16 protein-coding genes are annotated in these 12,968 nt (G+C 41.5%); 4 read left to right on the forward strand and 12 right to left on the reverse strand.

The genetic code is table 11. From position 1 onward, the window contains the following. The 3 genes from WAM07_RS02670 to WAM07_RS02680 all read right to left on the reverse strand — a co-directional run. The coding region (locus WAM07_RS02670; RefSeq protein ID WP_422164546.1) for a YihY/virulence factor BrkB family protein at positions 1–731 on the reverse strand (731 nt) is incomplete at its 3' end. Between the two features lie 19 nt (positions 732–750). Beyond that, a complete protein-coding gene (locus WAM07_RS02675) occupies positions 751–1,080 on the reverse strand; it encodes a YtxH domain-containing protein (RefSeq protein ID WP_422164548.1) in 330 nt (109 codons plus the stop codon). Between the two features lie 12 nt (positions 1,081–1,092). Continuing rightward, on the reverse strand, positions 1,093–1,557 hold the full coding sequence (locus WAM07_RS02680) for a low molecular weight protein-tyrosine-phosphatase (protein WP_422164550.1): 465 nt from the start codon (positions 1,555–1,557) through the stop codon (positions 1,093–1,095). A gap of 222 nt (positions 1,558–1,779) precedes the next feature. Between WAM07_RS02680 and WAM07_RS02685 the strand changes: the two genes are divergently transcribed. Next, positions 1,780–3,168: an alanine/glycine:cation symporter family protein gene (locus tag WAM07_RS02685; RefSeq protein WP_422164552.1), complete on the forward strand. Its 1,389-nt coding sequence runs from the start codon at positions 1,780–1,782 to the stop codon at positions 3,166–3,168. 82 nt (positions 3,169–3,250) lie between these two features. Here WAM07_RS02685 and WAM07_RS02690 read toward each other — a convergent pair whose 3' ends face one another. From WAM07_RS02690 to WAM07_RS02730, 9 genes are all read right to left on the reverse strand, one after another. Continuing rightward, positions 3,251–5,071: an EAL domain-containing protein gene (locus tag WAM07_RS02690; RefSeq protein ID WP_422164554.1), complete on the reverse strand. Its 1,821-nt coding sequence runs from the start codon at positions 5,069–5,071 to the stop codon at positions 3,251–3,253. An 87-nt stretch (positions 5,072–5,158) separates the two neighbouring features. Next, positions 5,159–5,824, reverse strand: a complete 666-nt coding sequence (locus tag WAM07_RS02695; RefSeq protein WP_422164556.1) for an SOS response-associated peptidase — start codon at positions 5,822–5,824, stop codon at positions 5,159–5,161. Between the two features lie 122 nt (positions 5,825–5,946). Then, positions 5,947–6,585: a TetR/AcrR family transcriptional regulator gene (locus WAM07_RS02700; RefSeq protein ID WP_422164636.1), complete on the reverse strand. Its 639-nt coding sequence runs from the start codon at positions 6,583–6,585 to the stop codon at positions 5,947–5,949. Between the two features lie 54 nt (positions 6,586–6,639). Continuing rightward, a complete protein-coding gene (locus WAM07_RS02705; protein WP_422164557.1) occupies positions 6,640–7,653 on the reverse strand; it encodes an ABC transporter permease in 1,014 nt (337 codons plus the stop codon). After that, entirely contained in the window at positions 7,650–8,372 is a 723-nt protein-coding gene (locus WAM07_RS02710) for an ABC transporter ATP-binding protein (RefSeq protein ID WP_422164559.1), read from the reverse strand. Before WAM07_RS02710 ends, WAM07_RS02705 begins: the two co-directional genes overlap by 4 nt. Positions 8,373–8,508: 136 nt before the next feature. Beyond that, complete coding sequence (locus tag WAM07_RS02715) at positions 8,509–8,880, reverse strand: DUF1992 domain-containing protein (protein ID WP_422164561.1); 372 nt, start codon at positions 8,878–8,880, stop codon at positions 8,509–8,511. A 14-nt stretch (positions 8,881–8,894) separates the two neighbouring features. Continuing rightward, on the reverse strand, positions 8,895–9,347 hold the full coding sequence (locus WAM07_RS02720; protein ID WP_422164563.1) for a nucleoside deaminase: 453 nt from the start codon (positions 9,345–9,347) through the stop codon (positions 8,895–8,897). Between the two features lie 10 nt (positions 9,348–9,357). Then, complete coding sequence (locus WAM07_RS02725; protein ID WP_422164564.1) at positions 9,358–10,014, reverse strand: MOSC domain-containing protein; 657 nt, start codon at positions 10,012–10,014, stop codon at positions 9,358–9,360. Further along, positions 10,004–10,750, reverse strand: a complete 747-nt coding sequence (locus WAM07_RS02730; protein WP_422164566.1) for a YkgJ family cysteine cluster protein — start codon at positions 10,748–10,750, stop codon at positions 10,004–10,006. The genes WAM07_RS02725 and WAM07_RS02730 overlap by 11 nt, the downstream gene beginning before the upstream one ends. Before the next feature lie 162 nt (positions 10,751–10,912). On the opposite strand from WAM07_RS02730, the gene mreBH reads away from it, so the two are divergent. The 3 genes from mreBH to WAM07_RS02745 all read left to right on the forward strand — a co-directional run bounded on the left by mreBH (position 10,913) and on the right by WAM07_RS02745 (position 12,936). After that, positions 10,913–11,923, forward strand: a complete 1,011-nt coding sequence (gene mreBH / locus WAM07_RS02735) for a rod-share determining protein MreBH (protein WP_422164567.1) — start codon at positions 10,913–10,915, stop codon at positions 11,921–11,923. Positions 11,924–12,192: 269 nt separating this feature from the next. After that, on the forward strand, positions 12,193–12,510 hold the full coding sequence (locus WAM07_RS02740; protein ID WP_422164569.1) for a hypothetical protein: 318 nt from the start codon (positions 12,193–12,195) through the stop codon (positions 12,508–12,510). A gap of 66 nt (positions 12,511–12,576) precedes the next feature. Next, the gene (locus WAM07_RS02745; protein WP_422164571.1) at positions 12,577–12,936 is read left to right on the forward strand and encodes a DUF1428 domain-containing protein; all 360 of its coding nucleotides are present in this window, start codon (positions 12,577–12,579) and stop codon (positions 12,934–12,936) included. The last annotated feature ends 32 nt before the right edge of the window (positions 12,937–12,968 follow it).

The raw sequence follows: 12,968 nt of genomic DNA on the forward strand, positions 1-12,968 counted from the left end.
ACAATGACTCCGCCCAAACTTCCATAAGCAGCTGAAAAGTTCCCCAGGCTGCTTACATAAAAGGAAAAAAGTAAGGAAACCAGCTGCCATCCGATGGTAGCAAAAACTGCACCGGCAACTGCGTCCCTGTATTTCAAACGAATGCTTGGAGCGGTTACATATAAAAAGGATAATACAATGAAGAAAATGATAGACGAAATTGCCCACCGGAGCGTTCCCCAGGCTTCAATAAAGCTGTCTGATAAGCCAAATGCAGAAAAGACGAAAACTCCTGCCGTATGTCCAAGAACCGGCAATAAAAAAGCAATACAAATAACGAGAACCATAGCAATAGTCAGAATGATCGCTATAAACCTTGTTACAAGAAATGGCCGGTTTTCTTCTACATTATGAGCGCGGTTAAAAGCACGCATGATCGCACTCACACCAACAGAAGCCGCCCACAATGTACCGAGGATACCTACAGATAGAAGACTTCTGCTCCCGCTATTCAACAAGGAAGTCACATTTTCTGTAATCAGGTCAAAGGTTTCAGGAGGAGCGTAAGTACTAATAATAGCGAGAACACGTTCTTCATCAATATTTAAATAACCAAGCAAAGTAAGAAGGAAAATCATAAATGGGAATAATGATAACAGGAAAAAGTAAGCAAGTTGAGCTGCCAGGCCCGCAACATCATCATCTCTAAAACGGGTCAGCAGCTCTTTTCCAAGTTTTAAAACGCTATTCATGATTTTCCATCACCCTAACTTAAGAAGCTTCTTTTGGATCATCTACTGCTTTCAATTGTTGTTCAACTTCTTGATTGATCTCTCCTACTCTATTCAGTATGTCCTCCGCTTTATTCAATATTTCAATTAAATCTTCTAATCCTTTGCTTACCCGTTTAGAAAATTGTTCATAATTTACCCTTACCGAATGGATAGCGTCTGATGGATTGGTCACGTAACCTTTATACTTAGTACCGGCTTCTCGTGATCTCACACCTACGTACTGCCTTGTATCCTTGTCAATTAGCACAAGAGCTCCGCCGATCAAAGCTCCGATCCATACACCTTTCCATAACTTTTGCTGTCCCATAACGACTCCTCCTTATAGTTGGTTATCTTTTTTTATTTGTTCAAGTAAGCGGAAGCAACCTTCACTCACTAGCTCGTACACGTATTGGAAATTACCGGTGAAATAAGGATCCGGCACATCTGCTTCCTCGTGAGATGTATAATCCAACAATTTAGCTACGGTTACTCCGTTTTTCTCGCGGATAGAATGGAGATCCTGAATGTTTTTGCTGTCCATAGCAATAAGATAATCATAATCGTCCCAGTCCGCTTCTGCAACTTGTCGAGCTCTCATCCCTTCATAGGAGATGGAGTGCTCGTCTAAAATAGCTCTTGTCCCTTCATGAGGAATTGAGCCTTCATGCCAGTGACCTATACCGGCGGAATCAACTGAAATTTCTTTTTCAAGGCCTTCCTTTTTCACCAAGTCCTTAAATATGGCTTCAGCCATAGGAGAACGGCATATATTGCCTAAACAAACAAATAGTACACGGATCATTTCCAAAGCCCCCAAGTATAGTATTTCATGTTTAATAATTTCTATGAATCCTGTCCAATTCCTGCATTAAATCGACAACTATAGTGGATATTTTCCCTCAAGATGTGATAGTAAACCAAGATTTATTTCCCCTAAATTTGAAAATTCCTTGACTTTTAAACATAATTTTCGGAATATTTTATATATAGACATAATTTGCTAAAAAATTGAAGGGGGATATTTATGGAGGAACAAGGGGCATTATACAACTTTTTTGATGCAGCAAGTGCGATTGTTTGGGGACCTGTTTTATTAATTCTGTTAGTTGGTACCGGTGTGTACTTAACCCTAAGGCTTGGTTTTCTGCAATTTAAAACTCTTCCTTACGCTTTAAAGCTGGCTTTTAAACCAGCTAAGGAAAAGAAAAATGAAAAAGGAGACATTTCCCATTACCAGGCATTAACGACGGCACTTGCCGCGACAATTGGGACTGGGAACATCGCAGGAGTAGCAACAGCCGTTTTCCTCGGCGGACCTGGAGCAGTATTCTGGATGTGGATTACCGCGGTGTTCGGGATGGCTACTAAATATGCGGAAGCAGTTCTGGCCGTTAAATACCGAATTACCGACCACAATGGAAACATGGCAGGCGGACCCATGTATTACTTGTCCAGAGGACTAAAAACAAAATGGCTCGGGAAACCTCTTGGAGTTCTTTTCGCCATATTTGGAGCTGTAGCAGCTTTCGGAATCGGCAACATGGTTCAATCGAACTCTGTGTCTGATGTAATGGAAACAAGCTTTAGCGTGCCCCATTGGGTAACTGGACTCATTTTATTATTCTTTGCAGGGCTTGTTCTATTAGGTGGAATCCGCAGTATCGGAAGAGTAACAGCTTTCTTTGTGCCGATCATGGCTATCTTTTATGTTGTCGGTGCTCTAATTATTATCCTTATGAACTTAAATTTAGTATTGCCAGCTTTCGGAACGATTTTCAATGATGCTTTCACCGGCAGTGCTGTTGGCGGAGGCCTTCTTGGAACAGCCATTCGTTTTGGTGTGGCCCGCGGAGTTTTCTCCAACGAAGCCGGTTTAGGATCGGCCCCTATTGCGGCTGCAGCAGCACGTACGGATTACGCCGGACGTCAGGCACTAGTTTCTATGACCCAGGTGTTTATTGATACCATCATAGTATGTACGATGACCGGGTTGACCATTGTTATGGCCGGACAGTATAAAGGCCAGCTGGATGGAGCCGATCTAACCACCGCTTCGTTCGGAGTTTTCCTTGGTGATATGGGGTCCTATATCGTTACAATCGGTTTGATTTTCTTTGCTTTCTCAACCATTGTAGGCTGGTCCTATTATGGAGAGAAATGCTTCGGTTACCTAACCGGCCAACGAGGTTTAGGATTTTATAAGATTGTATTTGTATTATTCGTATTTGTAGGAGCTGTCGCCCAGCTTGATACGGTTTGGAAGTTTGCAGACGTGATGAACGGGCTGATGGCCTTTCCAAACTTAATTGGCTTACTGCTTCTATCGGGTGTAGTAGGGGCTGAGACAACCAAGTTCCTTAAAGTGGCAAAGAAAGAACGCGAGCAGGAAAAACAAGCACAATATAACAACTAAACAAAAAGCAGGTCCGGAGTTATGCCGGCCTGCTTTTTTGTTTAGTATGTAAAATTTCGCTGTTGAATTGTCATAGGCGCTTCTAGGTGTAGGTCTGCTTTTTGATCAGCAGCTTCTCCATCTCGTGAGGAGGCAGTGGCTTGCTGAAATGATAACCTTGATAGTAAGCACACTCATTTTCCTTTAAGAAATCCAGCACTTCCTGATCCTCTATCCCTTCCGCTACAACCTCCAATTTGAAAGCCTCTGCCAGCTGAATCATCGCTTTGACCATTTCTGCGTCACTCGGGTCTGTTAGTACTCCTTTAATAAAAGCCTGGTCAATCTTCAAATAGTGAATAGGAAACTGCCGAAGATAACTTAGCGAGGAGTATCCTGTTCCGAAGTCATCAATCGATAAGGATACCCCCATTGACTTAAGGTTCTGCATGGTTTGAATACATTGTTCCGTATGCCTCATGACACTGTTTTCCGTCACTTCAATCTCTAAGTACTGAGGATCCATCCTGCTTTCAACTAAAATCCGCTTTACATTTTCCGTGAAGTCATGTCTTTGAATCTCATTGGCCGATACGTTAATAGCCATTCGTTCCGGGGCATAACCCTTCTCAATCCATTCTTGATTCTGCCTGCATGCTTCTTTCAATACCCACTCATCCAGCTGATTTATCAATCCGGTTTCTTCAGCAACTGGAATAAATTCAGCAGGCGAGACCGTCCCTCGCTCCGGATGCTTCCATCTTACTAAAGCTTCCATTCCGCTTATGTAGCCCGTTCGAACGTCCACTTTAGGCTGATAGTGCAAATAGAGTTCATTGCGGGTAAGAGCCTGACGCAAATCCCCTTCTAGCGTCATTACTTTTTCGTAATGCTTGTTCATATTAGGCAGATAAAACAATAAATTCTGCCTGCCATTCTGTTTACAGAAATGCATGGCGACATCTGCGCTAGTCAGCAATCGGGCTGCAGAAGATCCATCCTTAGGATATTGCGCTGCCCCCAGGCTTGCGGTAATAAAAAACTGTCTGCCCAGCAAGTTGATGGGATGACGGATATTTTGTAAAATCTCTTTCCCAAGCGTGGCAATCTCAGACTGCGTATGCATCCCCTTCAAACAAACGACAAACTCATCTCCTCCCAAACGATACAGCTGATCTTTTGAAGAAAGCGAACGTTGTATCCTCTCAGCCACCAGTAGCAGCACCTGGTCGCCAGCTATATGCCCCATCGTATCATTTACATACTTGAATCGATCCAGGTTACAAAAAATGATTGTAAATGGACTCCCGGCACTGCTGGAATTTGCCAGGTCTTTTTGAAGCCTGTTTCGGTTTGGAAGATTGGTTAAATGATCATGAGAAGCCATGTGTTCAAGCCTCTGCTCTGCTTCCTCATAAGAAGTTACATCAACTGAACTTCCGATAATCTCAATTACTTTTCCATTTTCCTCTACAGGAGAGAGTGTAGTCTCGAAACACCTTCCTCTATATAGATGTTTATAAGATATTGTCCGTCCAGAAAACGCCAGTGCATATTTATGGTGAAAGAAAGCAGCCTGTTCGTACGTAAACAGTTCTTCTAAACTCTTTCCTTTAACCAATGCGGTAGTCAACCCTATCTCTTTTGACAATTTCCCCTCAAAGAGGTCGTAGCAGAACGATTGATTTTCCTTCTTTTTCACTTTAAATACTACATTCATAATAGCTTCAAGTGTACGTGAGAAATCCTGTATTTGAAGAACTTGACTCGCTTCCAATTCTTCATATTCCTTTATGTATGGGAACGTAATATTCTTCACTTCTTCCAAAAGACTGAAGGAAGCAGGGTCTCCCGCCCTTGAGGCCAGCTGATCACAAATATGGGTAATTCTCTCTAAATCGATCCGAGTATTTTTATTCACCACATTTTATATCTCCTCATATAACAACGCTTATGGGTAAAGTATACCTGAACAAATGGAATATAAAAAGACAATATTAACACATGATGATCAGACTAAAGGCTTAATACATTCATCCCCTTCATGCTGGGCAGCATTCACGTAATCACTCACCTCGTAAGCTTTCAATTCTTCCGCATCCATTCCCTGCACAAAATCATGAGCTTCTTCAGGTGTCCATTTAAAGGGTTCAATCCATTTTTCCTGAGCGTGCTTAGGCAGGATGACCGGCATTCGGTGGTGAATATCCGCCATAAAACGATCCGCTTCCTGAGTTAGTATGGTACATGTAAAGCGTTCCTCCTCATCTGTTTTCCATTGATCCCAAAGGCCCGCAAATGCAAATAGTCCGCGATTTTCCGGGTAAATGCGGAGTGGCTGTTTTCCATTTTCTGTTTTTTTCCACTCATAAAAGCTGTCTGCGATAATCAGACACCTTTTCTTAGCCATTAAGTGCTTAAAACTTGGCTTTTCGTGAGCCGTTTCACTCCGGGCATTAATCATCTTATAGCCGATCTTAGGATCTTTCGCCCACGAAGGGACCAACCCCCAATACATAAAGCCCGCTTTCTTTTCCTGACCATTATGAATAACAGCGAGCACCTTCTGACCAGGCGCAATATTGTATCTTGGCTGATAATCCTCAATTGAATGAGCAATTCCAAATTCCTCTGCTATTTGAGCTTCTTGTGAAAATAAAGTGTACCTTCCGCACATGCCTAATCCCTCCTGTACTATTTCTTCTTATTATACCCATCGCTGATTCTTATTTAACCGATAAACCGCCCGCACTAAATAAAAGGTCCAGCAGATTATTAGCTGAACCTTTCGTGTAAACGTTATTTTCTTCCTAATCCATACATAATAAAATGGATGGTTCGATCTAATTCCTCTTCGTCCTCCCAATCACTTTCAGGAGCAAGAAGAAAGCGGGTCACCAGGAAGCCGACAACTGTAGAAATAATCATCCGGATAATCGAACGATTAGGGTAATCGATTACGCTCCCCTGCTCTTTCAATTCATTTAATACACGCTCAAATTTAGGAAAAACTTCCTCAAGAAATACGGATTCGTAACGGGCTTGAAGTTCAGGTTGAAAAGCAATTTCCTGTAATACAATCTTTAGTAAGGGAGCATTCTCCCTTGCAAATTCAAACCTATTCTTAATAATTTTCTTAAGGAATTGTTCGAAACCTTCCGGAGGTTCGTCAAAAACTTCTTTTGTAAAGTGACTCGCTAACAAGGGAACAGTAAATTGGGTCATAAAAGGGGTCACAATAGAAAATAATAAATCCTTTTTTGTTTTATAATGACGGAAAATTGTCCCTTCAGCCACTCCGGCTCTTGCCGCTATTTCGCTGGTAGAAGAAGAAGCATATCCTTTTTCCGCGAATATCTCCACGGCTGCTTTTAGAATTTGTTCCTGCTTAGGTGTTAAACCCTTTCCATCCTGGGCTTCATGTATTGCATTATAGATTTCTCTAAATTCACTCACGTGAGTCCTCCTCGCTTCTCAGGCTCTCTAGTATCATTATAGACGTCTGTGCCGCTTTAACGCGAATATATTGAGAAGGGTAAAGAGAACCACGAAACCGATTAGTATATACATAGAGAGCTGAAACTCTGCGATACCTTCGTCACGCAGCATGATCCCCCTTAGTGCCTCCGCTCCATATGTGAGCGGCATAATCCGGCCTATAGCCTGCAGCCAGACGGCAAGCCCTTCAATTGGAAAAAGCCCGGAAAAGAAAACCTGAGGGACAATTACGAGAGGAATGAATTGAATCATTTGAAATTCATTTTTGGCAAATGCAGAAAGGAGCGTTCCCAGACTAAGAGCTGTAAGAGCTAATAAAAAGGTAATTAACAGCACATACATCAGCGAACCAGTCATATACACTTCCAACACATATATGGAAAAAACCGCAATTAAAATGGATTGAAGGATCGTGAATAAACCGAAGCCTCCCAGATAGCCAAAGACGACCTCACTTCGTTTAATTGGAGATGCTAGCAAGCGTTCCAATGTTCCTTGAGTCCGCTCTCTAAGGAAAGATACACCACCAACAATAAACACAAAAAAGAAAACGAAGAAACCAATTAGTACGGGACCGATGTAATCAAACAGCTCCATATCTTCCGAACCATGCCAGAAACTTACATTCATTTCTTTAGTTGGATCGTTTGGCGCCGCTGCCTGCAACTCATTTCTAATGGCTCCGGCTGTATTAGGATCACTTCCTTCTAATGTCAAATAAGGTTTTTGCTCTTTCCACTGAAGGAATGCATCAATCGCCCCATCATCTATTTCCTTTTCCGCCATTCCCAAACTCATGGAAGTCAACTGAAGTTCCGATTCCTCTAGCGTTTCCTGGAAAGGCTCCGGGACATCAACAAGTGCCACATTTAGCGTTTTACTATCCCCATCGAGTACAAGCCACATCAACGTAAGTACAAAGATCGGAGCTGCAATCATTAACGCCATACTTCTTTTATCTCGGCGAAACTGCTTTAATATTCGTTTCATTAACGTCCACGTATTCATTGAGCACCACCTCCATAATGCAGAAATACTTCTTCGATGGTTGAAGCACCAATTCCCTCTTTTAAATGTTCAGGGGAATCTACGGCAATAACCTTTCCATCACGCAGCATCGCCAGACGATCACACTTTTCTGCTTCATCCATAACATGAGTGGTGACAATGATGGTTACACCACTTTCTTTTAACCGGTATAATTCCTGCCATATTGAATGTCTTAGTACAGGATCAATTCCTACCGTCGGTTCATCCAGAATAATGATTTCCGGTTCATGAATCAGTGCGGCTGCAAGAGAAAGTCTCCTTTTCATACCACCTGAATAGGTTTCGACCGGCTGGTCAAGATGCTTCGTTAAATCCACCATATCCATAACCTCCTGAATACGATGTTTCCTTTTTGATTTAGATAATTTATACAATGAACCAAAAAAGTCCAAGTTTTCTCTTGCTGTTAACTCTTGATATAAAGCGTCCGATTGAGCCATGAATCCGTATCTCTTCATTTGTTTAAGTGAGGGCATCAATTCATTATTTAAATACACTTCGCCCTCCCCAGGTGACAGAATCCCTGTCATCATTTTCACGATCGTTGTTTTTCCGGATCCTGAAGGACCTAACAGCCCAAAAATCTCACCTTTTTTAATGGAAAGATTAATATCCTGAAGAATGATGGTCTTTCCGAACTTATGTGAAATATTGTTCATTTGTACAATAAAGCTCATACGTCCGCCTCCTTATTTATGTTGCGAGTGATTACTCACTTTTATTAAACACCAACATTAAGAAAAAGTAAAGTGAGTAATCACTCATTAAAATAATAATAGCCCAATAAAAAAACACAGTCCTTAAACTGTGTTTTCAGAATCCAAAGTGCCTGTGGATTTTATGACTATATTGACGGTAGGCTCCTGATTGGTTAAACTTCCTCTTTTCCATCATTAAATCAAATCGGATTCTCTTCTCGGATAACTCTTTTTTATATCGCTCTCCCCGTTCTGGATCCTTGATTTCTGCAAGAAGTTCTTCCAATTGTACGATTTCTTTTTTTAACTGCATTTCTTCAGGAAGCATATTAGCATTTTTTAATATACGGTATCCATTTCTAAGTTCGGCGGGAACATAAGCGAGATCATCTTTTGGTAAAGGCTTCCCCTTGCCGGGAAGGTCCTCAAAATCACCGCGTTCCATAGACTGCTTGATTTTTTCTTCGATAATATGACCAAAATCCACAGCTTCGCCTCCTCTTATTCGGATTCAGACATTTTCCTGGAATACAAATCCATCGCATCCAAGTCAGAATTTTGTACTGGATTGTGGACAAAATGTATTTCTCTTGTGTCTTTAGGTTTTGTCAACTCTTCATACACCTTGCCCGATAATGACAATCCTGCTTGAGAAGCTTCTTCAACGGTTTGAGCAAAATGAATTTCTTTAATACCAGCGAAGTAAGCAGCGGTTAGACACATAGGACACGGTTCGCCACTTGCATAGAGAGTACAGTCGCTTAAATCTGTCGTCTGTAGATGTTCCTGAGCTTTTCGTATAGCTACCAGTTCTGCATGTGCGCTTACATCCGGCTTTATATGCAGTTCATTAACCCCTTCGGCTACCGCTTCTCCATCTTTAACGAGCACTGCTCCAAAAGGATGCCCGCCTTCTTTCACGTTCGTTACGGCAAGCTTTAATGCTTTTTCCATTCATTCACAGCTAAAGCTCCTCCTTTATTTTATGCAGGTGTTCGCTCAAGGAATCACGTAACCCTTTTGCTAAGACATCAACTTCAATCACACGCTTAAGCTTATCAGGATTATTCACATCATGATAACGCACCTCATTCACATCAGCTACGGTAACTGCTGATGGGTGACGTTCCACAAGTGTCATATCGTCCCCTGGTGTAACTTTTCCTTCTTTCAGTACACGCAGGTAAAAACCGGTATACCCCGTTTTCATGACTTTTGCCGGAAAATCTTTAATGCCGTGAGTACGCGCAATAATGTAACAGGGCTTTCTAGGTTCTGAAATCTGCAAAAGCGCGCCCCCAATTTGGAATTTATCTCCAATATGAACATCGCGCTCATCGATTCCCTCAACCGTCAAGTTTTCACCAAATGCTGGAAAAGAAAAAGACTGACCATAGTGCTCGTCCCAGTGCTTATAATACTGGGCTGGATAAAGGCAAACGGCCTTGTCTCTTCCACCATGATTTTTCTTATCTGCCTGCTCATCGCCTTCAAAATTATAATATGTTAAATAAGCTGCTTCCTGAACAGGGGTCTTCCGGTAGGCACTTTCCAGTTCTCCCTTCTCTGTCTCATACACCTCAGGGCGTCCTACATTCAAAGACAAGAGTTTATATTTCATTCAATGTCCCCTCTCTATAGCTTTTCACCCATGCCGGGAGATAATCGTAGCTCCACGCATCATTTGGGTAATCAACAAATACATCTTCTCCATTTTCATACAATGCCTGAATTAATTCATTGATTGCTCCAAAATAATAGGTGTACAAAAATTCGTAGCTGAAAGGTTCTTTTGGCATGTGATTCTCTGCACAGACATTAGGGTCGCTGTAATTTAAATAGGTACGGCAAGGAATGGGACGAACCTCATAAGCCATACACAACTGCGTTTCCGGATCAAGCATTGGGCAAGGAAGGTTGAGCTTTTTGTATTCAAGCTTCGTATCTGGATCATCCGGATCCATAGCAAGAGCGGTATCAAGCTTCCCCGCCTGCTGTTTGTAATATCGTTCCCAGTGCTCAAAGATCGCATTCTTTCTTTGCTCAGAAAATTGTTCAATAGAACGAAACATCATTTTCGCTTCCATCCTGCTGAGAACGATTGGAAAGTAGCAGCAGAAGGCACAGCCTTTAAAACAGTTCGCCTCCATTCCACTGAATGATTCCATTCGGTTTATTTCACGATCAACCTCTTTAAGCAGATTTTGAAAGCCTTGTAAAATCACCGTTTCGGTCTCAGCCTCACTATCTAGCAATTCATCTATGATGTTATCGAAAAAAGCCGGGTCAATTTCGTAGGATTGATTGAGCCGTTCACATTTTTCCAGGATTTCGTGATGTTTTAAAAAACGGTCCATTATAAAACTCCTTCTTTTTCGTTGACTATATTATACATGGAAGTAGGCCTATAAAACTACATTGTCAGAAAGATTGATTTTTGTATCGACCTTCTGTGTAAAAAACGTTACTATTAGTTTATAAAATAAACTAGAAAATGCCATCTCTGGAGGTACGCCATAATGTTTTCAAATGCTGAAATTGGAATTGATCTTGGTACAGCCAATATACTTATCTATTCTAAATCTAAAGGTATGCTTTTAAACGAGCCATCTGTGGTAGCTTATAACACAGAAACTCAGACTGTCGTAGCCGTTGGTAAAGAAGCTAAAGAAATGGTAGGTAAAACCCCTAAACATATCATCCCTGTGCGTCCTCTGCGTGATGGAGTCATCGCTGATTATGATTTAACAGCTCAAATGTTAAAAGAGCTGTTGAAAAAAGTATCAAAAAAATCAGGAATGTCCATGCGCAAGCCTACAGTGGTCATCTGTACTCCTTCTGGTTCAACTTCTGTAGAACGCCGTGCTATCCATAATGCCGTTAAAAGTTATGGAGCAAGAAATGTTCATCTAATTGAGGAACCTATAGCTGCTGCCATTGGTGCCGATCTGCCTGTTGACGAGCCGATCGCCAACGTCATTGTAGATATTGGCGGAGGAACAAGCGAAGTAGCCATCATTTCTTTCGGCGGCGTTGTGTCCTGTAAATCGATAAGAACCGGCGGAGATGTGATGGATGAAGAAATTATTCATTACGTAAGAAAAGCTTACAATGTGCTGATCGGTGAACGGACAGCAGAGGAAATTAAAATGGAAATTGGCTACGCTTTAATTGACCACCCTGAAGTTACCATGGATGTTCGTGGGCGCGACATGGTTACCGGTCTTCCAAAAACGATCGAGTTAGCCTCGACTGAAGTTCAATCAGCCATTAAAGAGTCACTGGAACAGTTACTGGAAACCATTCGAGCTACACTTGAAGACTGCCCGCCAGAACTAAGCGGTGATATTGTTGATCATGGCGTTATCCTGACTGGAGGGGGAGCGTTATTGAACGGCATGCAAGAGTGGTTATCAAATGAAATCTCTGTACCTGTTCATATGGCTCCAAGTCCTCTCGAATCCGTTGCTATTGGGACAGGGAAATCTCTTAAGATGATTCAAAAATTGCAAAAAGCATCTACTAACTAATAGATTTTGAATTTAGAAGAAGCGCGCGTCCAAAAATCCATTTCCCTTTGATCTCCTTTTAACTGCCTGCAGATATATGGAATAAAGATGTGCCTTGCGATGTCACGCTCGCAAGGTTTCTTTATATGTGAATTCTTTTTGTCCTTGCAATAATTACTTTTATGGACAAACGTGTCTAATTTGATAGAATAAAACTAGGACTTCAGCTTAAGATGCTGCTGCACAAACCCGATTAGGAAAGATTTTTTGATAAGGAGCAGGATCTCATTATGAAACCATCAACACTGTTAAAATGGATAACCGGAGCCTGTGAAGCATTTTTGGCCATCCCGATTGCCGGTGGTGCTTTTGTATTAGGGAATGGATGGGCTCCCCTTCTATTCATGTTTATTTTTCACATAATCACCTTAATAGTATCCATTAGGGAAAATCGATTTTTCGTGGGAAGTATCCTGGGGCTTGTCACAAGCGCTATAGGAGTTATCCCATTCATTGGCTGGATTATGCATACGACGACAGCTATCGTACTCTTAATAGATGCTGGAATTTCTTCTGGCACGGATAAAAGAGCAAAGCTGGCTAAATAATAACAACATCTCACCACACCAGAAAATGTATTTACCAATCTTTCTATAATCGAGGAGGATGTGTCTATGTATACAGTACTTTGTTTCTTTAGAGTCAAAAAGAAGAATGTAGAAAAATTCGTGAAGATGACTAGAAAAAGCGGCGACATCCTGGAATCACACGGCACCATTTCCCATCATGTCTACTTTTCCAATATGCTTACCGGCAGACAAGGTTCTATGGGAGTACTCAATTTAATGGAGGTCGATGAGGATGAAGAGTTGCTTATGGCTCAATCTGTTTTTAACAGCGAGGATCATTATTACGAAGTGATGAAAAGTGTAAAATCGAATGATATGATCCATTACCTGGATGAATATCTTAAAGATCTTGTAGAAATGACTCGTGTGGTCACTTCTTCTTTCACTACCAAACACCCTCAATAACTTTGAGGGTGTTTTTAATTACATAGCTTTCC

The organism is Halobacillus sp. (genome assembly GCF_049282395.1).
Taxonomy (GTDB): Bacteria; Bacillota; Bacilli; order Bacillales; family Halobacillaceae; genus Halobacillus.